The organism is Streptococcus oralis subsp. oralis (genome assembly GCF_002096595.1).
Taxonomy (GTDB): domain Bacteria; phylum Bacillota; class Bacilli; order Lactobacillales; family Streptococcaceae; genus Streptococcus; species Streptococcus oralis_D.
This window is the reverse complement of record NZ_NCUR01000008.1, coordinates 212,979-233,061: the sequence shown is the minus strand read 5'-3', so window position 1 is coordinate 233,061 and position 20,083 is coordinate 212,979. Positions and strand designations below refer to the sequence as shown.

At 43.4% G+C, this 20,083-nt stretch carries 19 protein-coding genes, 1 pseudogene, 1 riboswitch and 2 other annotated features; of the genes and pseudogenes, 13 read left to right on the top strand and 7 right to left on the bottom strand.

From position 1 onward, the window contains the following. Window position 1: 1 nt before the first annotated feature. Window positions 2–508, top strand: a pseudogene (gene pnuC / locus B7714_RS02210) (nicotinamide riboside transporter PnuC); the annotation flags it as partial. Window positions 509–544: 36 nt separating this feature from the next. Here the strand turns inward: pnuC and B7714_RS02205 are convergent. Together B7714_RS02205 and B7714_RS02200 are read right to left on the bottom strand one after the other, a co-directional pair. Beyond that, complete coding sequence (locus B7714_RS02205; protein WP_084859524.1) at window positions 545–877, bottom strand: glucuronide permease; 333 nt, start codon at window positions 875–877, stop codon at window positions 545–547. A 26-nt stretch (window positions 878–903) separates the two neighbouring features. Further along, entirely contained in the window at window positions 904–1,458 is a 555-nt protein-coding gene (locus tag B7714_RS02200; protein WP_084859523.1) for a TetR/AcrR family transcriptional regulator, read from the bottom strand. Between the two features lie 132 nt (window positions 1,459–1,590). On the opposite strand from B7714_RS02200, the gene B7714_RS02195 reads away from it, so the two are divergent. Continuing rightward, entirely contained in the window at window positions 1,591–2,481 is an 891-nt protein-coding gene (locus B7714_RS02195) for a cation diffusion facilitator family transporter (RefSeq protein WP_084859522.1), read from the top strand. Window positions 2,482–2,514: 33 nt separating this feature from the next. On the opposite strand, the gene galR is transcribed toward B7714_RS02195, so the two are convergent. Next, window positions 2,515–3,519 (bottom strand): DNA-binding transcriptional regulator GalR, encoded by a 1,005-nt coding sequence (gene galR, locus B7714_RS02190; RefSeq protein ID WP_084859521.1) that lies wholly within the window; start codon window positions 3,517–3,519, stop codon window positions 2,515–2,517. Between the two features lie 164 nt (window positions 3,520–3,683). Here galR and B7714_RS02185 point away from each other — a divergent pair, with 164 nt between their 5' ends. The 4 genes from B7714_RS02185 (at window position 3,684) to B7714_RS02170 (ending at window position 7,491) form a co-directional block, all read left to right on the top strand. Continuing rightward, entirely contained in the window at window positions 3,684–4,862 is a 1,179-nt protein-coding gene (locus B7714_RS02185) for a galactokinase (protein WP_084859520.1), read from the top strand. An 11-nt stretch (window positions 4,863–4,873) separates the two neighbouring features. Further along, complete coding sequence (locus B7714_RS02180; protein ID WP_084859519.1) at window positions 4,874–5,533, top strand: HAD family hydrolase; 660 nt, start codon at window positions 4,874–4,876, stop codon at window positions 5,531–5,533. Then, window positions 5,530–7,017: a UDP-glucose--hexose-1-phosphate uridylyltransferase gene (locus tag B7714_RS02175; protein WP_084859518.1), complete on the top strand. Its 1,488-nt coding sequence runs from the start codon at window positions 5,530–5,532 to the stop codon at window positions 7,015–7,017. The genes B7714_RS02180 and B7714_RS02175 overlap by 4 nt, the downstream gene beginning before the upstream one ends. Window positions 7,018–7,086: 69 nt before the next feature. Then, the gene (locus B7714_RS02170; protein WP_084859517.1) at window positions 7,087–7,491 is read left to right on the top strand and encodes a PaaI family thioesterase; all 405 of its coding nucleotides are present in this window, start codon (window positions 7,087–7,089) and stop codon (window positions 7,489–7,491) included. Between the two features lie 32 nt (window positions 7,492–7,523). Here B7714_RS02170 and B7714_RS02165 read toward each other — a convergent pair whose 3' ends face one another. From B7714_RS02165 to B7714_RS02150, 4 genes are all read right to left on the bottom strand, one after another. After that, window positions 7,524–8,786 (bottom strand): nucleobase:cation symporter-2 family protein, encoded by a 1,263-nt coding sequence (locus B7714_RS02165; RefSeq protein WP_001171650.1) that lies wholly within the window; start codon window positions 8,784–8,786, stop codon window positions 7,524–7,526. Continuing rightward, window positions 8,786–9,367 carry a xanthine phosphoribosyltransferase gene (locus B7714_RS02160; protein ID WP_084859516.1) on the bottom strand — a complete coding sequence of 194 codons (582 nt, stop codon included), beginning with the start codon at window positions 9,365–9,367 and terminating at the stop codon, window positions 8,786–8,788. Before B7714_RS02160 ends, B7714_RS02165 begins: the two co-directional genes overlap by 1 nt. A 360-nt stretch (window positions 9,368–9,727) precedes the next feature. Further along, a riboswitch (purine riboswitch) is annotated at window positions 9,728–9,823 on the bottom strand. Between the two features lie 131 nt (window positions 9,824–9,954). After that, complete coding sequence (locus B7714_RS02155; protein ID WP_000386240.1) at window positions 9,955–10,341, bottom strand: bleomycin resistance protein; 387 nt, start codon at window positions 10,339–10,341, stop codon at window positions 9,955–9,957. 11 nt (window positions 10,342–10,352) lie between these two features. Further along, entirely contained in the window at window positions 10,353–11,180 is an 828-nt protein-coding gene (locus B7714_RS02150; RefSeq protein WP_084859515.1) for an exodeoxyribonuclease III, read from the bottom strand. A 133-nt stretch (window positions 11,181–11,313) separates the two neighbouring features. Between B7714_RS02150 and B7714_RS02145 the strand changes: the two genes are divergently transcribed. The 7 genes from B7714_RS02145 (at window position 11,314) to trpB (ending at window position 19,621) form a co-directional block, all read left to right on the top strand. After that, window positions 11,314–11,769 carry a DUF3290 family protein gene (locus B7714_RS02145; protein WP_000675332.1) on the top strand — a complete coding sequence of 152 codons (456 nt, stop codon included), beginning with the start codon at window positions 11,314–11,316 and terminating at the stop codon, window positions 11,767–11,769. Next, complete coding sequence (locus tag B7714_RS02140; RefSeq protein WP_000174455.1) at window positions 11,766–12,401, top strand: DUF421 domain-containing protein; 636 nt, start codon at window positions 11,766–11,768, stop codon at window positions 12,399–12,401. Before B7714_RS02145 ends, B7714_RS02140 begins: the two co-directional genes overlap by 4 nt. 54 nt (window positions 12,402–12,455) lie before the next feature. Continuing rightward, entirely contained in the window at window positions 12,456–14,201 is a 1,746-nt protein-coding gene (locus tag B7714_RS02135) for an ABC transporter ATP-binding protein (RefSeq protein WP_084859514.1), read from the top strand. After that, window positions 14,191–15,933, top strand: coding sequence for an ABC transporter ATP-binding protein (locus B7714_RS02130; protein ID WP_084859513.1), 1,743 nt, complete (start codon window positions 14,191–14,193; stop codon window positions 15,931–15,933). The genes B7714_RS02135 and B7714_RS02130 overlap by 11 nt, the downstream gene beginning before the upstream one ends. Before the next feature lie 211 nt (window positions 15,934–16,144). Further along, the gene (locus B7714_RS02120; protein ID WP_000922221.1) at window positions 16,145–16,837 is read left to right on the top strand and encodes a sugar transferase; all 693 of its coding nucleotides are present in this window, start codon (window positions 16,145–16,147) and stop codon (window positions 16,835–16,837) included. A gap of 42 nt (window positions 16,838–16,879) precedes the next feature. After that, window positions 16,880–18,109, top strand: coding sequence for a DegT/DnrJ/EryC1/StrS family aminotransferase (locus B7714_RS02115; RefSeq protein ID WP_162284794.1), 1,230 nt, complete (start codon window positions 16,880–16,882; stop codon window positions 18,107–18,109). 40 nt (window positions 18,110–18,149) lie between these two features. Further along, window positions 18,150–18,375 (top strand) — a binding site (T-box leader). Between the two features lie 67 nt (window positions 18,376–18,442). Then, window positions 18,443–19,621: a tryptophan synthase subunit beta gene (gene trpB, locus B7714_RS02110; protein WP_000208442.1), complete on the top strand. Its 1,179-nt coding sequence runs from the start codon at window positions 18,443–18,445 to the stop codon at window positions 19,619–19,621. Then, window positions 19,618–19,843, top strand: a binding site (T-box leader). Its footprint overlaps the gene before it by 4 nt. Window positions 19,844–20,083 lie beyond the last annotated feature (240 nt).

The following is a 20,083-nucleotide window of genomic DNA, read 5'->3' as shown; positions in this document are numbered from 1 at the left end:
AGCTGAAGGTCGTGCTAGTAACTACCTATTTGGTTTGATTAATTCCATCATTTATCTGGTGCTTGCCCTTCAAAAAGGCTTCTATGGTGAGGTTTTAACAACTCTCTATTTTACAATTATGCAGCCAATTGGTCTCTTGGTTTGGATTTATCAAGCCCAGTTTAAGAAAGAACAACAAGAGTTTGTCGCACGTAAACTAGACGGCAAGGGTTGGACAAAGTATCTTTCTATTAGTGTTCTTTGGTGGTTGGCCTTTGGGTTTATTTATCAGTCTATCGGAGCTAATCGTCCCTATCGTGATTCTATCACTGATGCGACCAATGGGGTTGGGCAAATCCTCATGATAGCTGTTTACCGTGAACAATGGATATTCTGGGCAGCTACCAATGTCTTTTCAATCTATCTCTGGTGGGGAGAAAGCCTGCAAATCCAAGGGAAATACCTAATTTATCTCATCAATAGTCTAGTTGGGTGGTATCAGTGGAGCAAGGCAGCAAAAAGCGCTTAAAAAAGTAAAAAAGGATCAGATGATCCTTTTTTTGTGTTAGAGCAAAATGAATAATACCGTAATGACAATAGCACTCGTTATACGAATAATGTGGTGCGATATATGTTGATTTTCTTGCTGTCGCCCGTTCCAGTAGGCACCATAGCAGACGATACTCGAACCCACAATCCATAGTAGAATGGTTGCCAGTGGGACGAAGTAAAAGATAGCTAGAGCCAGAGAAGTGATGCAACTGCCGACCAAAATGCACTTATTTCCTAGACTGTAGTTCTTTTGTTTCATAGCTGAAAAAGCAGCAGCAAGGTGAAGCAATGAGAAGGCGAGAGCTAGTACAATTGTTAGTATTCCTAGAATCATCGAAGTTAACATAGTTGGTTCCTTTCTGAGTTACAGGTTTAGTTATCAAGTGGAGTTGTAGAGGTCATCTCCATTACATCAAGGTAAAATTTCACCACTTGGTCTTCAGTATAAGATTTTCCTTTTTTTAGCCACCAAGTTAGAGTCTCGATAAAGTTCGTCACAACAAAATGCTGGAGGTAGGAGGCCGGAATGTTTGGATAGGCCTCTTGCAAGTCATCCGCCACCATGGGATAAACGTGGTGTTCGAGTTCCTTGTGTAGTTGGCGGAGGAAGTAGTCGTTTTTTGAAAAAAGGAGACTGGTGACATGGTCCTGGTTTTTCTGAAAATGTAAAAAGATATGTGCGAGGTAGTCCTCGGTAGTAAAGTGTTCTTCCCTTTCAAAGAGATGATGAAAGAGGTAGCGACAGAGCTCATCTAAAAGGAGTTCCTTACTTTCGTAATGACAGTAAAAAGTAGAACGTCCAACATCTGCTAGGTCAATGATATCCTGAACAGTAGTGGCATCATATCCCTTGTCGTTCAAAAGTTGTAAAAAAGCTTGATAGATGGCTTTTTTCGTCTTACTGACTCGACGGTCTCTTTTTGGCATATAGACACTTGAGACAAACTGTTCAGAACTGAACAGGACTGACGGTTTGCTTCTATCCTTTCTTTGGATTTTATTAGATAATACAAATGAAAGAAGTATGTATATACCCATTATACCAAAGGAGGGAGAGAAATGAGTTCTAAAACATCTATCTGGTTAGCTTTTTTCTTAAATTTAAGCTATGCGATTGTTGAGTTTATCGCAGGAGGAATCTTTGGTTCAAGTGCAGTTCTTGCTGATTCTGTTCATGACTTGGGAGATGCTCTAGCCATTGGTATCTCAGCCCTTTTAGAAACAATCTCAAACCGTGAGGAAGATAGGCAGTACACCTTGGGTTACAAACGTTTTAGCCTTTTAGGGGCCATGCTAACGGCTGTGATTCTTATGATAGGGTCTGTCCTAGTGATTTTGGAAAATATCACGAAGATTGCTCATCCGCAACCCGTTAATGAGAAAGGTATCCTCTGGCTGGGAATCATTGCAGTAGCTATCAATGTGCTAGCAAGTCTGGTAGTTCGTAAAGGAAAGACAAAGAACGAGTCAATTCTTAGCTTGCATTTTTTGGAAGACACTCTTGGTTGGTTGGCCGTCATCCTAATGGCGATTATCCTCCGATTTACAGATTGGTATATACTCGATCCGCTTTTATCGCTGGTTATTTCTATCTTTATTCTGTCGAAAGCCATTCCTCGCTTTTGGAGTGCACTGAAGATTTTCCTAGATGCTGTGCCAGAAGGGGTCGAGACAAGTGATCTGGAGAAGGATATAGAGGCTCTGACCAATGTCAAAAGTGTTAACCAACTTAGCATTTGGTCCATGGACGGTCTAGAGAACAATGCTGTTGTCCACATTTGTATCTGGGATTGGGAACAGATGATGGAGACCAAAGAAGTGGTGCGTCAATTTTTAGAAGAAAGAGGCGTGCAGAATATCACTATTGAAGTAGATAGCAGTCAAAGCAATCATGCGCAACATAGACGGAGGGTGAGAGAGTTAGAGCAGAAGCATGGACATCATCATTAGAAAAACGATCTCGCTAGAGGTCGTTTTGTTATCTTATTCATTCCTTGTACTCTCTCTCAATGTCAGTCTGGTTCCCAGCATAGTCAGGCTAGGAATTTTGCGACCGTGGAGAACTTCCTTGTTAAGAATATCCATACCTGCTCGACCCATTTCTTCGGTATAGACGGTAATGCTAGAAAGAGGAGGATAGACCTGCTTGGTCAGGCTAGTGTCGTTAAAAGAAATGAGACTAACGCGGTCTGGCAGGCTGATTCCAGCTTCTTGGAGGGCACGGAGGGCACCGATGGCTAAACTATCGCTAGCAGCGAAAAAGGCTGGTGGGAGTTGTTCTCCTAGCTTGTGAATGGCCTCCTTCATCAAGTCATAACCAGACTGGGCGGTAAAGCTTCCCTGAAAGACTAGTTCTTCATGGTAGATTCCCTTCGCTTGACTGTAGTTTCTGAAGTTTTCTAGCCGCTTATCCTCAATGATTTCTTTTTGGTCGGTTGTTTCCTCAAGGCCTGTGAGAATTCCGATACGGTTCATACCTTGGCTGAGGAAATGGTCTACAACTTGTTTCACAGCAGTGTAAAAGTCAGTGATAATACAGGTATGGCCTAGTGAGAGGGTATCGCTGTCTATAAAGACTAAAGGTTTTTGGTATTCTTCAAAGGCAGAAATCTGAGCTCGGCTGAACTTTCCGATGCAGAGAATGCCAATCACTTCCTCACTCAGTGTAAAAGGATGGTCATTAAAATAGCGCAAGATATCATAGTCTAACTCTTGGGCTCTTTTTTCAATACCGAGACGAATCTGATAGTAGTAGAGGTCGTCTAGCTCCCCTTGCTCGCTGACCCATTGGATAATGGCAATCTTTTGCTTGGGTTTGTGGGATTCGCCTGTCTTGAGGTGCTTGGTATAGCCCAGTTCTTCAGCGACAGTTAAAATACGGTGTCTGGTTTCTTCTGTGACAGATAGACTCTGGTCGCGATTGAGGACACGGGATACGGTCGCGATAGAGACAGAGGCTAGTTGTGCAATGTCTTTTAAGGTAGCCATAAATCCTCCTCCTTTTAGGTTAGTATATCATATTTTTCTGCTTTTTACTGATAGTTTAGTAAATTTTTAGTAAAAAGGATTGACCTTGGTAAATGGCTTGGATACAATAGAAGAAAACGATTGCACGTTAAGGTGACTTAACGGACAATCAAAGGAGAATTCATATGGCACAACATCTTACTACTGAAGCCCTTCGCAAAGACTTTCTTGCCGTTTTTGGTCAAGAAGCAGACCAAACCTTCTTTTCACCAGGTCGTATCAATTTGATTGGTGAACACACGGATTACAATGGTGGACATGTTTTCCCAGCGGCTATTTCCTTGGGAACTTATGGGGCGGCTCGCAAGCGTGACGATCAAGTTTTGCGTTTTTACTCAGCCAACTTTGAGGACAAGGGCATTATAGAAGTTCCTCTAGCTGACCTCAAATTTGAAAAAGAGCACAGCTGGACCAATTATCCAAAAGGGGTTCTTCATTTCTTGCAAGAAGCTGGACACGTGATTGACAAAGGGTTTGATTTTTATGTTTATGGAAATATCCCAAATGGTGCAGGCTTGTCATCATCAGCATCCTTGGAACTTTTGACAGGGGTTGTGGCAGAGTATCTCTTTGATTTAAAACTAGACCGTTTGGATTTGGTTAAAATCGGAAAACAAACGGAAAATAACTTTATCGGAGTCAACTCTGGTATCATGGACCAGTTTGCTATCGGTATGGGAGCTGACCAACGGGCCATTTACCTAGATACCAACACTTTGGAGTACGACTTGGTGCCGCTTGATTTGAAAGACAATGTCGTTGTTATCATGAACACCAACAAACGCCGTGAACTGGCGGACTCTAAGTACAATGAACGCCGTGCTGAGTGTGAAAAAGCAGTAGAAGAATTGCAAGCTGCCTTGGAGATTCAGACCTTGGGTGAATTGGATGAGTGGGATTTTGACCAATACAGCTATCTGATTAAAGATGAAAATCGTTTGAAACGTGCTCGTCATGCTGTGCTTGAAAACCAACGTACCCTTAAAGCTCAAGTAGCCCTTCAAGCAGGTGATTTGGAAACATTTGGCCGCTTGATGAATGCGTCACACGTTTCTCTAGAACATGACTATGAAGTAACTGGTTTGGAATTGGATACCCTTGTTCACACTGCTTGGAATCAGGAAGGTGTTCTGGGTGCTCGTATGACAGGAGCAGGTTTTGGTGGCTGTGCCATTGCCTTGGTGCAAAAAGATGCTGTTGAGGCCTTTAAGGAAGCTGTTGGCAAGCATTACGAGAAAGTCGTTGGATACGCTCCAAGCTTCTATATCGCTGAAGTTGCAGGTGGCACTCGCGTTGTAGACTAGGAGAGAAGTAAATGGACGCTGTAATATTTGATTTAGATGGCTTATTAGCTGATACTGAGATCATTTCTCTAAAAGTTTATCAAGAATTGCTTAAAGATTTTGGAATTCCTTTCACAGAAGAAACATATTCTAGAGAATACAGTGGACATAGGGAAGAGGAGAATGTTCAACGATTTTTAGATACCTATGATTTACCTTCGAACTTTGACCAAACCTTGGAAAAAGTTTATGAACTGGAAGCTCGAATATTAGCCAAAGGTGTAAATTTAAAAAAAGGTGCTAAAAATTTGCTTGCTTTTCTGCAAAGAGAAGGTATTCCAATCGCTCTAGCAACTTCAAGTGTTGAATCTAGAGCTAGAATGATTTTGGATAGTAATGGGATACTGTCCCTATTTGACCATCTAGTTTTTGCAAAAGATGTAAAGCGAAGCAAACCTTACCCTGATATATTTTTAAAGGCCTGTAGTGATTTGAATGTTTTACCAGAGAATTGCTTAGTATTAGAGGATAGTGAAGCAGGGATTGAAGCAGCGTATAGAGCTGGGATACCAGTTATTTGTATTCCAGACTTGAAAATGCCAGCACAGTCTTTCTTAAATAAAACAGAACAAGTTTTTCAGGATTTAGATGCTGTCAGAGACTATTTAGAAAGTAAGAAGGAGAATCAATGAGTCAAGGAGTTCTAGATGCATTTATCACGGAAGTTATTGCTGAAAGTGCTTTTGAGGAAATGGATCGAATCTACCTAACCAATCGTGTCTTGGCACGAGTGGGAGATGGTGTTTTGGAGGTTGAGACTGATCTGGATAAATTGATTGACCTCAAGGACCAGTTGGTTGAGGAGGCGGTTCGATTAGAGACGATTGAGGATAGTCAGACTGCGCGTGAAATCCTCGGTGCTGAATTGATGGACTTGGTGACACCTTGTCCAAGTCAGGTCAATCGTGACTTTTGGAAAACCTATGCCCAATCTCCCGAGCAGGCAATTGCGGACTTCTACCAACTTAGCCAGAAAAATGACTACATCAAGCTCAAGGCCATTGCTAAGAATATTGCTTATCGTGTACCATCTGACTACGGAGAACTTGAGATTACCATCAATCTGTCTAAACCTGAAAAGGATCCAAAAGAGATTGCGGCAGCTAAGTTGGTTCAAGCTAGCAATTACCCACAGTGTCAACTCTGTCTAGAGAACGAAGGCTACCATGGTCGGGTTAACCACCCAGCTCGCAGCAATCACCGCATTATCCGTTTCGAAATGGCGGGCCAGGAGTGGGGATTCCAGTATTCGCCCTATGCTTATTTTAATGAGCACTGTATCTTCTTAGATGGTCAGCATCGTCCCATGGCAATCAGTCGTCAGAGTTTTGAGCGTCTGCTGGCTATCGTAGAGCAGTTTCCAGGCTATTTTGCAGGCTCTAATGCCGACCTTCCAATTGTGGGGGGATCTATTCTAACTCATGACCACTATCAGGGAGGCCGTCACGTATTTCCTATGGAAATGGCTCCTCTGCAAAAGACTTTCTGTTTTGCTGGTTTTGAGCAGGTCAAGGCTGGGATTGTCAAGTGGCCTATGTCAGTGCTTCGTTTGACTTCGGATTCCAAAGAGGATTTGATCAACTTAGCTGACAAGATTTTGCAGGAATGGCGCCAGTATTCAGATCCAAGTGTACAGGTCTTGGCAGAAAGCAATGGAACACTACATCATACTATCACACCGATAGCCCGCAAACGCGATGGACAGTTTGAGTTGGACTTGGTCTTGCGTGACAATCAGACATCGTCAGAGCATCCGGATGGTATCTATCATCCCCACAAGGATGTCCAACATATCAAGAAGGAAAATATCGGCTTGATTGAGGTCATGGGCTTGGCTATCTTACCACCTCGTTTGAAAGCAGAAGTGGAGCAAGTTGCAAGCTATCTTGTAGGAGATGATGAAGCAGTTGCAGACTATCATCAGGAATGGGCAGACCAGCTCAAAGCCCAACATCCGGACCTAGCAGATAAAGAAAAAGCCCTTGAAATCGTCAAGGACTCTGTGGGTGCTATCTTTGCACGTGTTCTGGAGGACGCGGGGGTTTACAAGCAGACGGAACAAGGACAGGCAGCCTTTATGCGCTTTGTAGAGCAGGTTGGAATTTTGCCAGAATAAGCGCTTTCTCCTTGCACAGTCCTATAAAAAGTAGTATCATAGTGTCGTTTGAACTATCAGGAGGAAACGATGAAAGATTTTCATTTTGACGCTATATCTGCCTTTGAAAATTACGAAATAGAAAAAATGAGAGATGGTCATGTTGTGGTGACGACGAAAGTAGTGAACTCGTCGCTCAACTACTATGGCAATGCCCATGGTGGTTATCTCTTTACCCTTTGTGACCAGATCAGTGGTTTGGTGGTTATCTCGCTGGGGCTTGATGGAGTGACACTCCAATCCTCTATCAACTACCTCAAAGCAGGAAAGCTAGATGATGTACTGACCATTAAAGGAGAATGTGTCCATCATGGACGCACAACCTGTGTCGTGGATGTGGATATCACTAATCAAGAAGGCAGAAATGTCTGCAAGGCAACCTTCACCATGTTTGTAACAGGCCAGCGGTCAGAAGACAGACAGGTAAGGATATAGATAAACAAAAAAGAGGCTCGCACCTCTTTTTCTTATTTCTTCTTCCTGTTTAGTACTGCATTGAGGACAATGGCCAGTAAGCTGGCTACGACGATTCCGTTTGAGAAGAACATTTGGAAGGCTGTCGGCATGCTGACGAAGAGATTACTATTGTTGAGTCCGACACCTGCAGCGATGGAGACAGCTGCGATAAGGAAGTTATGTTCATTGTTAGCAAAGTCAACGCGGGCTAGGATTTGCATACCTTGAAGGGAAACAAAACCAAACATCACTAGCATAGCACCACCAAGGACAGGACTCGGAATGATTTGGGCGAGGGCTCCAAACTTAGGAAGTAGTCCAAGGAGGACTAGGAAACCAGCTGCGTAGTAGATTGGCAGGCGAGTCTTGATACCTGATAATTTAACCAACCCAACGTTTTGTGAAAATCCTGTGTAAGGGAAGGTGTTAAAGATTCCTCCGAGAAGGACAGCTAAACCTTCTGCACGATAACCGTTGCGTAGGCGCGTGCTGTCGATTGGGTCATTAGTAATATCAGACAAGGCCAGATAAACACCGGTGGACTCAACCATAGAGACCGTTGCGATGATACACATCATGACAATAGAGGAGATTTCAAAGGTTGGCATTCCAAAGTAGAGGGGGGTAGGAACATGGACAAGTGGTGCTGCCGCAACAGGGGAGAAATCAACCAAGCCCATAGTGGCAGCAATGGCAGTTCCGACAACCAGACCAATCAAAATGGAGATAGACTTGATAAATCCTTTGGTAAAGATGTTAATCAAGAGGATAATTAGAACAGTGATTGCAGCAAGCAAGAGACTTTGACCAGTTGGCTCTGGGACATTATTTCCCATATTTCCAATAGCGACAGGAATCAAGGTCAATCCAATCGTGGTAATGACAGATCCTGTTACGATAGATGGGAAGAGATTGGCCACTTTTGAGAAAATGCCTGAAATCAGAACTACATAAATCCCAGAAACGATAAGGGCACCAAACATAGCACCGCTACCGTGGCTTTGTCCAATCATAATCAAAGGAGCGACGGATTGGAAGGCAACTCCGAGAACGACTGGTAGTCCAATCCCAAAGTATTTGTTGAGTTGGAGTTGAAGGAAGGTGGCCACCCCACACATGAAGATATCTGTGGAGATAAGATAGGTCAACTGTTCAGCTGAATAGCCAAGAGCTGTCGCAATCATGATGGGAACTAGGATGGATCCTGAGTACATGGCTAGTAAGTGCTGTAAGCCAAGAACGGCTGCTTGCGAGTGTTTTTCTTGTTTTTGCATTAGAGATCTGCCTCCTTAAATACGACCTGACCATTCTCAAAACGATCCAAGCGAGCCAGTGATAGGACTGGATATCCTGCTTTTTCAAGCAAATCACGACCATCTTGGAAGGATTTTTCAATCACGATACCAATCGCTTCGACTTTGGCCCCAGCTTGTTCGATGATTTGGATCAAGCCTTTGGCCGCTTGGCCATTAGCAAGGAAATCATCGACAATCAAGACCTTGTCTTCGGGTGAGAGGAATTTTCCAGCGATGGAAACGGTGCTGGTCACCTGCTTGGTAAAGGAGTAGACTTGGGCGGTTAGGATGCCTTCGTTCATGGTGATGTTTTTAGCTTTCTTGGCGAAAATCATGGGCACATTTAAGGCTTCAGCTGTAAAAACGGCTGGGGCAATGCCTGATGCTTCAATGGTCACGACCTTGGTAATGCCAGCAGAAGCGAATTTTTCCGCAAAAATCTTACCAATCTCTCGCATTAAGCTAAAGTCAACTTGGTGGGTTAAAAAAGAATCCACCTTGAGGATGTTGTCCCCCAAGATATGCCCATCCTCAAGGATGCGCTCTTCTAATAATTTCATAAGACCTCCTAAAGTCTAAAAGTCAGTTTACTTGTTGGTTAACTGTTTCTATAGTGAACCAGTTTGCTAGTACTATGTATTTGATAAAACTAGTACGAGCGAAGCGAGTTTTATCAAATATTTCCCGCCGTAGTGGTATCATAGACAATAATCTTGTTATTGTCTATGACGGGATTTTTGAGACTTTTGGCTCAAAAATTAGGGATGAAATTCCGAAGGAAGTTGCTCCCGTCCGCACTAATTAAGGGAAATATTAAAAATATTTAGTTTACACTTAAAGGCGTACTTTAATAAAAATATTCAAAAAGGACCTACTTAATCCCCTAAGTAAGTCCCCAAAATAGGTATGGCCAACACCATACCTTCAGCTGACATACTCATTGTTAGGTGTTCCGGCACCTTGTAGAAACGTCGTGCCAATTCACGACATAAACAAGTAAAAATGATATTCAATTTTAAATAGGCTACTGCCAATGTTTTTATTTTACACCAATTAGCTTTATAAATCAAATATTTTGTTAGCAAATAGACCATAAAAGCGAACGAAAAAGCTACAACACTAGATAGTATTGTAGCCCTTTATTCTTCTATTCGCTAAATCTTAAAAAATAGCCATCTGGATCCAAAACTGCAAATTCATGGGGATAAATAAAGCTATCTCCTACTCGAAATTCTCTTTTTGTCAGGGGCCGATGGATGGGATAGTCAGCTTCCAGCAGTTTTTGGTGGAGCTGAGGGACATCTTCAATGCCAAAGGAAATATTGATACCGCGCCCGAAAGGATAGGTTAGTTGGGCTAATTCTTCTGTACTGCCTTCTTCTAGCATAAGTTGGCAGTCTTCAAGCGAAAGAAAGAGGAAGTTTTCTTCTGGACGCTCGTATTCGACAGAAAATCCCAGCAAGTCGCAGTAGAAGTGGCGTGACTTTTCGAGGTCAGATACTACAAATTCAGGAATGACAGCTTGATAGTCCATTAGCTTTCTCCTTAGAGCTCAATCTCCATGACAATGGGTGTGTGGTCTTGGCGCGCACCAGAGTCAATCATGTCGGACTGAGTCACCTTGTCAGCCACGCGATTGCTGGTGAGCCAGTAGTCGATTCTCCAGCCTGTATTGTTGATTTTAGAAGTCTTGCTGCGTTGCGCCCACCAAGTGTAGCGCTCTGGGACATCACCGTGAATATGGCGGAAGGTGTCAGTAAATCCAGTTGCCAAAAGGTTGGTAAAACCAGCACGTTCCTCGTCTGTAAAACCAGGTGAACGGCGGTTGCTGACAGGATTTGCAAGGTCGATTTCCTTGTGGGCTACGTTGTAGTCTCCAGTCGCAAGGACTGGTTTTTCTTTGTCTAGTTGCGCCAAATACTCAGCGTATTTGACATCCCAGACTTGACGCTCTTCCAAGCGTTTGAGACCATCGCCAGCGTTTGGAGTGTATACTTGGGTCACGAAAAATGTATCAAATTCCAAGGTGATGATGCGACCTTCCAAGTCCATGGTAGAAGGGGCACCGATTTCTGGAAAAGTGACAGTGGGTGTGAGTTCTTTCTTATAAAGGAACATGGTTCCAGCATAGCCTTTGCGGGCAGGTTCTTGAGAAGAACGCCACGTGTTTTCGTAGTTTGGAAAGAGTTCAGCTAAAATTTCCAAGTGTTTTTTAGTAGGACCCTTGGCAGAAAGCTTGGTTTCTTGGATAGCGATGATATCAGCATTTTCAGCGACCAAGGTTTGTAGTACCTCTTGGGACAATTTGGCACGAGTTGAGTCACTAGTTAGGGCAGCATTGAGGGAATCAATATTCCATGAGATGAGTTTCATAAAGTTACCTTTTTCATTCAGATTATAGATTTTATTATACCAAAAAAAGGTCCATTTCCCCAACGTATGGCTTGAAAAATCACTCTCTTTCGTTTATAATTAAGAATGATTTTATGAAAGGGAGTGAAAATAAATGAAATTTTACTCATATGACTATGTACTTAGCCAAATCAGTCAGCAAAATGGCATCATGATTGGCTTTGGAATTGTTCTCCTAGCTATCACAGGATTTTTTGCTTTTAAAGCCTATCGAGATAAAAAGGGGACTAAGTTTCGGGAATTGGTCATGATTTTGGCCTTGACCTTGGTGGCCATGCTTTTGGTGACAATCTCAAAATACCAGACCAATCAAGCCTCTAACAACCAATTTCAAACCTCCCTTCATTTCATAGAGGTTGTTTCCAAAGACTTGGGAGTGGATAAATCAGAAGTTTATGTCAATACTTCTGCAGCCACTGATGGAGCGCTTGTCAAGGTAGGTCCAAATTTCTACCGAGCCATGAACGGGAGCCAACCAGACAAGTATCTTTTAGAGAAATTAGAATTGAATCAAACAGACGCTATTGAATTGGTGGAGGTAAACAAATGACACTCAATTATATGGAAATTTTAATCAAACTGGCCTTGGGGCTCTTCTCGCTTGTTTTTGTTATCAATGTGACAGGAAAGGGGAACCTAGCACCTAACTCTGCGACAGACCAAATTCAGAACTATGTTCTCGGTGGTATCATCGGTGGGGTGATTTACAATAGTTCTATCAGCATTCTCCAGTATGCAGTGATTTTGATGATGTGGACGATTTTGGTCTTGACCCTCAAGTGGCTCAATAACAATGTTCGTTTTGTCAAACGCTTGATTGATGGAAAACCAACTCTCCTTATCAAAAATGGGCAGATTGACCCAGAAGCCTGTCGTTCAGTTGGCTTGTCTGCATCGGATGTAGCCCTCAAACTTCGTAGCCAAGGAATTTTCCAGATGAAGCAAGTCAAACGAGCTGTGCAGGAGCAAAATGGCCAACTCATCGTGGTCCAAATGGGGGATGAAAATCCTAAGTATCCAGTTGTGACTGACGGTGTGATACAAGTCGATGTTTTGGAGTCGATTGGTCGTAACGAAGAATGGCTGCTTGATAACCTCAGCAAGCAAGGGCATGACAATGTAGCCAATATCTTTATCGCTGAGTATGACAAGGGTGCGGTCACAGTCGTAACCTATGAATAAGAAAAACCTGGGGTCTTGGCCTCAGGTTTCTATTTGCAATCAGAAAGGGATGTTATGTCCATTATTCAAAAACTTTGGTGGTTTTTCAAGTTAGAAAAACGCCGTTATTTAGTCGGGATTATGGCTCTGGTCTTGGTTTCCGTCCTCAACCTCATTCCCCCAATGGTTATGGGGAGGGTCATTGATGCCATCACATCGGGGCAATTAACCCAGCAGGACCTCCTTCTTGCCCTATTTTACTTGCTTCTTGCAGCCTTTGGGATGTACTATCTGCGCTATGTTTGGCGTATGTATATCCTCGGTACTTCCTACCGTTTGGGACAGATTATGCGCTCTCGCTTATTTGAGCATTTCACAAAAATGTCTCCAGCCTTTTATCAAACCTATCGGACGGGGGATCTGATGGCACACGCAACCAATGATATCAATGCCTTGACTCGTCTCGCAGGAGGCGGTGTTATGTCTGCGGTGGATGCTTCTATCACGGCTTTAGTGACTTTGCTGACTATGCTATTTAGCATTTCCTGGCAGATGACTCTGGTTGCCATTTTGCCCCTGCCTTTCATGGCTTATGCGACCAGTCGTTTAGGGAGAAAGACTCATAAGGCCTTTGGCGAATCTCAAGCTGCCTTTTCTGAACTCAATAATAAGGTACAGGAGTCTGTATCAGGTATTAAAGTGACCAAGTCTTTCGGTTATCAGGCAGACGAGCTCGAGTCCTTTCAGGCAGTCAATGAATTGACCTTCCAAAAGAACCTGCAAACCATGAAATACGATAGTCTCTTTGACCCCATGGTTCTCTTATTTGTTGGTTCATCCTATGTGTTAACCCTCTTGGTCGGCTCTTTGATGGTTCAGGAAGGACAGATTACGGTTGGAAATCTGGTTACCTTTATCAGCTACTTGGATATGCTGGTCTGGCCTCTTATGGCCATTGGTTTCCTCTTTAATATCACTCAGCGAGGAAAGGTTTCCTACCAGCGAATTGAGGAACTTTTGTCTCAGGAATCACCTGTACAAGACCCTGAGTTTCCTTTAAATGGTATTGAAAACGGGCGCTTGCAGTATGATATTGATAGCTTTGCCTTTGAAAATGAGGAAACGTTGACGGATATTCACTTTAGTTTAGAAAAAGGGCAAACACTGGGCTTGGTTGGTCAGACAGGCTCTGGGAAAACGTCCTTGATCAAGCTCCTCTTGCGTGAATACGATGTGGACAAGGGAGCCATTTATCTAAATGGTCACGATATTCGGGACTATCGTCTGACAGACCTTCGTAGTCTTATGGGCTATGTTCCTCAGGACCAGTTCCTCTTTGCGACCTCTATCTTAGACAATATTCGCTTTGGAAATCCGAACTTGCCCCTTTCAGCGGTCGAAGAAGCGACTAAGCTAGCCCAAGTTTACCAAGATATTGTAGCCATGCCTCAGGGCTTTGACACGCTGATTGGTGAAAAAGGAGTTAGTCTTTCTGGTGGTCAAAAGCAACGTCTGGCTATGAGTCGAGCTATGATTTTAGATCCTGATATCTTAATTTTAGATGATTCCTTGTCCGCCGTGGATGCCAAGACAGAGTATGCGATTATCGACAACCTCAAGGAAACGCGGAAGGATAAGACAACCATTATCACTGCCCATCGTCTCAGTGCAGTTGTCCATGCAGATTTGATTCTGGTTCTGCAAAATGGGCAGATTATCGAACAGGGAACGCACGAAGACTTGCTAGCCCTGAATGGCTGGTATGCTCAAACCTACCAGTCTCAGCAGTTGGAAATGAAAGGAGAAGAAGATGCAGAATAAGAAAGAACAATGGACTGTATTGAAGCGCTTGATGTCCTATCTCAAGCCTTACGGCCTCCTGACCTTTTTGGCACTCAGTTTTCTCCTAGCGACGACGGTCATTAAAAGTGTCATTCCCCTTGTGGCCTCCCACTTTATCGACCAGTATCTCAGCAATCTTAACCAAATTGCTGTGGCCGTTTTGCTGGTCTACTATGGTCTTTATCTCCTGCAAACTCTGATTCAGTATGTCGGTAATCTTCTCTTTGCTCGGGTGTCCTACAGTATTGTCAGAGATATTCGTCGCGATGCCTTTGCTAATATGGAAAAGCTCGGCATGTCATATTTTGACAAGACGCCAGCCGGTTCCATTGTCTCTCGTTTGACCAATGATACCGAGACCATCAGCGATATGTTTTCGGGGATTTTATCCAGCTTTGTCTCAGCAGTTTTTATCTTTCTGACAACTTTGTATACCATGTTGGTGCTGGATTTTCGTTTGACAGCTTTAGTCCTGCTCTTTCTTCCCTTGATTTTTCTTTTGGTCAATCTTTATCGGAAAAAATCAGTGAAAATCATAGAAAAAACCAGAAGTCTCTTGTCGGATATTAATAGTAAGCTGGCAGAAAATATCGAGGGAATCAGGATTATCCAGGCCTTTAATCAAGAGAAGCGCCTGCAGGCAGAATTTGATGAGATTAACCAAGAACACTTGGTCTATGCCAACCGATCTGTAGCCTTGGATGCCCTCTTTTTGAGACCTGCCATGAGTTTGCTGAAACTTCTAGGCTACGCCATCTTGATGGCATACTTTGGCTACCGTGGTCTTTCTATTGGGATAACAGCCGGAACCATGTATGCCTTTATCCAGTACATCAATCGCCTCTTTGACCCTCTGATTGAAGTGACGCAAAACTTTTCAACTCTTCAAACGTCTATGGTTTCTGCAGGGCGTGTCTTTGCCTTGATTGACGAGACAACCTATGAGCCTCTTCAAGAAAATGGGCAAGCCAAAGTCCAAGAGGGGAATATCCGTTTTGAACATGTGTGTTTCTCATATGATGGCAAACATCCAATTCTGGATGACATTTCCTTTTCAGTTAAGAAGGGTGAAACCATTGCCTTTGTGGGCCATACAGGTTCAGGGAAATCTTCGATTATCAATGTCCTCATGCGTTTTTATGAATTTCAGTCAGGCCGCGTTCTCTTGGATGGTGTGGATATTAGAGACTACAGTCAGGAAGAGTTGAGAAAAAATATCGGGCTAGTCTTGCAGGAACCCTTCCTCTATCATGGGACTATCAAGTCCAATGTTGCCATGTATCAAGATCTTAGTGATGAAGAGATTCAGGCTGCGGCTGCCTTTGTCGATGCAGATTCCTTTATTCAGGACCTTCCGCAGGGTTATGATGCACCTGTTTCCGAGCGTGGTTCGAGCTTTTCTACTGGTCAACGCCAGCTTCTTGCCTTTGCCAGAACAGTCGCCAGTCAGCCTAAAATCCTGATTTTGGATGAAGCGACAGCCAATATTGACTCTGAAACAGAAAGTTTGGTTCAAGATTCCCTAGCTAAGATGAGACAGGGGAGGACGACCATTGCTATCGCCCACCGACTTTCGACCATTCAGGACGCCAATTGCATCTATGTCTTGGATAAGGGACGCATTATTGAGAGTGGAACCCATGAGGAACTCTTGGTCTTGGGAGGAACCTATCACAAGATGTATAGCTTGCAGGCTGGGGCCATGTCCTAATACTATTTGAAAATCTCTTCAGACCATGTCAGCTTTATTTGCAACCTCAAAGCTGTACTTTGAGCAGCCTGTGGCTAGCCTCCTAGTTTGATTTTCATTGAGTATAAGCAGGAAATTATTCAAATCACAGATTTCTTGCACCGCCTTTTCCATTTTGTGGTATAATGAAAAATGTTGACAAATAGTATAATAAAAACAAAGGAGAAACAGCATGCTGAAATGGGAAGACTTGCCCGTGGAAATGCAATCAAGCGAGGTTGAGTCTTACTACCAGCTTGTCTCTAAAAGGAAGGGTTCGCTGATTTTCAAGCGTTGCCTGGATTGGGTTCTGGCCCTGTTTTTGCTACTTTTGACTTCTCCCGTCTTTCTTATCTTGAGCATTTGGATCAAGTTGGATAGCAAGGGACCTGTCATATACAAGCAAGAGCGCGTGACCCAGTACAACCGTCCGTTCAAGATTTGGAAGTTCCGTACTATGGTAACAGATGCGGATAAAAAAGGAAGCCTGGTGACTTCTGCTAACGATAGCCGCATTACCAAAGTGGGAAATTTCATTCGCCGTGTGCGTTTGGACGAACTACCTCAGTTGGTCAATGTCCTTAAAGGTGAGATGTCCTTTGTTGGTACGAGACCTGAAGTGCCACGCTACACGGAGCAGTATAGTCCTGAAATGATGGCGACCTTGCTCTTGCCAGCAGGGATTACCTCTCCAGCCAGCATCAATTACAAGGATGAGGACACCATCATCAGTCAAATGACGGAGAAAGGTCTGTCAGTTGACCAAGCCTATGTCGAACACGTCCTTCCTGAAAAGATGCGTTATAATCTCGCCTATCTCCGAGAGTTTAGTTTCCTTGGAGACATCAAAATCATGTTTCAAACCGTGTTTGAAGTGCTAAAATAAAGTAGTCATGAGAAAATGAGTACAGATAAAAGGAGCAAATCAATGCCAAATTACAATATTCCATTTTCACCACCCGATATTACAGAAGCTGAAATTGCTGAAGTAGCGGATACCCTTCGTTCTGGTTGGATCACAACAGGTCCGAAGACAAAAGAACTGGAGCGTCGTTTGTCCCAATACACACAGACACCAAAGACTGTCTGCCTCAACTCTGCGACTGCCGCTCTTGAGTTGATTTTGCGTGTTTTGGAAGTGGGACCTGGTGATGAAGTCATCGTTCCAGCCATGACCTATACAGCTTCATGTAGTGTCATCACTCACGTGGGAGCAACACCTGTCATGGTGGATATCCAAGCAGATACTTTTGAAATGGACTATGACTTGCTTGAGCAAGCTATTACTGAGAAAACTAAGGTGATTATTCCGGTTGAGCTTGCAGGGATTGTTTGCGACTATGATCGTTTGTTCCAAGTTGTGGAGAAAAAACGTGATCTCTTTACCGCTTCAAGCAAGTGGCAAAAGGCCTTTAACCGTATCGTGATTGTCTCTGATAGTGCCCATGCTTTAGGATCTACATACAAAGGGCAACCAGCTGGTTCGATCGCTGACTTTACTTCCTTCTCATTCCATGCCGTTAAGAACTTTACAACGGCTGAGGGAGGAAGTGCGACGTGGAAAGCCAATCCAGCGATTGACGATGAAGAGATGTACAAGGAATTCCAAATCCTTTCCCTTCATGGTCAAACCAAAGACGCCCTTGCCAAAATGCAATTGGGTTCATGGGAATACGATATCGTTACACCAGCCTACAAGTGCAACATGACGGATATCATGGCTTCGATTGGTTTGGTACAATTGGATCGTTACCCAGCTTTGCTACAACGTCGTAAGGACATCGTGGACCGCTATGATCGTGGTTTTGCGGGTACTCGTATTCACCCACTGGCACACAAGACTGATACTGTCGAAGCTTCACGCCACCTCTACATCACTCATGTAGAAGGTGCAAGTTTAGAAGAACGCAACCTCATCATCCAAGAATTAGCTAAAGCAGGAATTGCAAGTAATGTACACTATAAACCGCTTCCTCTCTTGACAGCCTATAAGAATCTTGGTTTCGATATGACAGATTATCCAAGAGCCTATGCCTTCTTTGAAAATGAAATTACGCTTCCACTTCATACAAAATTAAGCGATGAAGAAGTTGATTATATCGTTAAGACTTTGGTGAGAATTTCCGAAGAAATCCTCGGATCAGGAAAAAAATCATAAAAAAATCTTGACAAAAAGCGGACAATAGCATATAATATTCTCAACAAATCAGAAAAGTAACTATTTTTGATCTTCAGGGAGCCTGTGGTGATTGTGAACAGGTGGTTGGAAGTAGTGAAAGTGGGCTGATTTTAAAAATGAATTTGAAACAATGAAAATTCGGTGCGCACACCTTACAGTGCAACTTGTTGTTAGACAAGGTAGAGATGTAAAGGGGGATAGTCCCTTTATAATTGAGGTGGCACCGCGTTACCAACGCCCTCACACGGAAGTCGATTCCGTGTGTGGGCTTTTTTCATATCTTGAAATTAATACTGAAAGAGGAAAAATTTTATGACAACTAAAGGTTATTTTGGACAATTTGGTGGTAGTTTTGTACCGGAGCCGATTCAGGCTTTGTTGGATGAGTTAGAAGTTACATTTGATAAATACAAGGATGATCCAGAGTTTTTGGCAGAATTTCGCCATTACTTGAAGGATTATTCCGGTCGCGAAACACCGCTTTATTTTGCGGAAAGTTTGACAGACCATCTAGGTGGGGCTAAGATTTATCTCAAGCGCGAAGACCTGAACCATCTGGGTTCCCACAAACTCAACAACGTTTTAGGACAAATTCTTCTTGCCAAACGTATGGGCAAAAAACGAGTGATTGCGGAAACAGGAGCTGGTCAGCACGGTGTTGCGACAGCAGCTGCTGCAGCCAAGTTTGGTATGGCTTGTGATGTCTACATGGGGGCAGAAGATGTGGAGCGTCAACGTCTCAATGTTTTCCGTATGGAGATGATGGGAGCGACCGTTCACGCAGTTGAAACAGGGACACGAACTCTCAAGGATGCGGTCGATGCAGCCTTTGGAGCATGGATGAATGACCTTGAAGCCTTCTACGTTTTGGGATCTGCTGTAGGACCTCATCCTTATCCTACAATTGTTCATGAATTCCAAAAGGTCATCAGTGAAGAATCTCGCCGTCAAATCTTGGAAAAAGAAGGCCGTTTACCAGACTACGTCATTGCCTGTGTAGGTGGTGGTTCCAATGCTATCGGTGCTTTTTCACAGTATGTGGCTGATGAAGAAGTCAAATTGGTTGGGGTCGAAGCTGCCGGTCATGGACTTGACACAGACAAGCATGCAGCCACTATGACAAAAGGTAGTGTCGGAATTGTCGATGGTATGAAGACCTATGCAGTCTTTAAGGAAGACGGAGAGCTGGCGCCAGTTTACTCTATCTCAGCTGGTTTGGACTATCCAGGGGTCGGCCCAGAACACGCCTACTTCAAAGATTCAGGCCGCGTAGAATACGTAGCAGCGACAGATGAAGAAGCTGTTCAAGCCTTGCTCCTTCTAAGCAAGACTGAAGGGATTATCCCAGCGATTGAAAGTTCGCACGCCATCGCAGAAGCGGTTAAACGTGCACCGAAACTAAGTAAGGATGATATTATCATCATCAATGTCTCTGGTCGTGGAGACAAGGACGTAGCTGCGATTGCAGACTACCTAGAAGCTAAAAAATAAAAGATGGAAAAATTACAGTACTTTCTTTCCCAGAGAGCTTGTGGTTGCTGGAAACAAGCAGAGAAAGCTGTAAGGTTGGGTCCATCTGAAACGAGAGAAGAAAACATAATTCTCAAGGGAGTGCCCTTTATCGCACAGCCTGTTACAGGAAAGTTCTGAGACAGGAATGAGAGATAGGAGAAATCCTATAATTGAGGTGGCACCGCGAATTTCGTCCTCACGCAAGTTATTTTGCGTGGGGATTTTTATATATTTATCGTAGATATGGTCATCAGTTTTAAACTATACTTCATCAATAGATAGATTTCTATAAAATATTTGCAAACGAAGTGAGCATTGAACCGCTATTTCCCGGCATAGTGGTATTCTAGAGAAGCAAAGATGCTTCTCTAGAACGGAATTTTTGAGACACATGGCTCAAAAATTAGGGATGAAATTTCAGAGAAAGTTGCTCCCGTCCGC

Bases quoted from the DNA above. Each gene is read 5' to 3' on its own strand.
- B7714_RS02205 (WP_084859524.1), bottom strand. From the start codon at position 877: ATGTTAACTTCGATGATTCTAGGAATACTAACAATTGTACTAGCTCTC.
- B7714_RS02200 (WP_084859523.1), bottom strand. From the start codon at position 1,458: ATGCCAAAAAGAGACCGTCGAGTCAGTAAGACGAAAAAAGCCATCTAT.
- B7714_RS02195 (WP_084859522.1), top strand. From the start codon at position 1,591: ATGAGTTCTAAAACATCTATCTGGTTAGCTTTTTTCTTAAATTTAAGC.
- galR (WP_084859521.1), bottom strand. From the start codon at position 3,519: ATGGCTACCTTAAAAGACATTGCACAACTAGCCTCTGTCTCTATCGCG.
- B7714_RS02185 (WP_084859520.1), top strand. From the start codon at position 3,684: ATGGCACAACATCTTACTACTGAAGCCCTTCGCAAAGACTTTCTTGCC.
- B7714_RS02180 (WP_084859519.1), top strand. From the start codon at position 4,874: ATGGACGCTGTAATATTTGATTTAGATGGCTTATTAGCTGATACTGAG.
- B7714_RS02175 (WP_084859518.1), top strand. From the start codon at position 5,530: ATGAGTCAAGGAGTTCTAGATGCATTTATCACGGAAGTTATTGCTGAA.
- B7714_RS02170 (WP_084859517.1), top strand. From the start codon at position 7,087: ATGAAAGATTTTCATTTTGACGCTATATCTGCCTTTGAAAATTACGAA.
- B7714_RS02165 (WP_001171650.1), bottom strand. From the start codon at position 8,786: ATGCAAAAACAAGAAAAACACTCGCAAGCAGCCGTTCTTGGCTTACAG.
- B7714_RS02160 (WP_084859516.1), bottom strand. From the start codon at position 9,367: ATGAAATTATTAGAAGAGCGCATCCTTGAGGATGGGCATATCTTGGGG.
- B7714_RS02155 (WP_000386240.1), bottom strand. From the start codon at position 10,341: ATGGACTATCAAGCTGTCATTCCTGAATTTGTAGTATCTGACCTCGAA.
- B7714_RS02150 (WP_084859515.1), bottom strand. From the start codon at position 11,180: ATGAAACTCATCTCATGGAATATTGATTCCCTCAATGCTGCCCTAACT.
- B7714_RS02145 (WP_000675332.1), top strand. From the start codon at position 11,314: ATGAAATTTTACTCATATGACTATGTACTTAGCCAAATCAGTCAGCAA.
- B7714_RS02140 (WP_000174455.1), top strand. From the start codon at position 11,766: ATGACACTCAATTATATGGAAATTTTAATCAAACTGGCCTTGGGGCTC.
- B7714_RS02135 (WP_084859514.1), top strand. From the start codon at position 12,456: ATGTCCATTATTCAAAAACTTTGGTGGTTTTTCAAGTTAGAAAAACGC.
- B7714_RS02130 (WP_084859513.1), top strand. From the start codon at position 14,191: ATGCAGAATAAGAAAGAACAATGGACTGTATTGAAGCGCTTGATGTCC.
- B7714_RS02120 (WP_000922221.1), top strand. From the start codon at position 16,145: ATGCTGAAATGGGAAGACTTGCCCGTGGAAATGCAATCAAGCGAGGTT.
- B7714_RS02115 (WP_162284794.1), top strand. From the start codon at position 16,880: ATGCCAAATTACAATATTCCATTTTCACCACCCGATATTACAGAAGCT.
- trpB (WP_000208442.1), top strand. From the start codon at position 18,443: ATGACAACTAAAGGTTATTTTGGACAATTTGGTGGTAGTTTTGTACCG.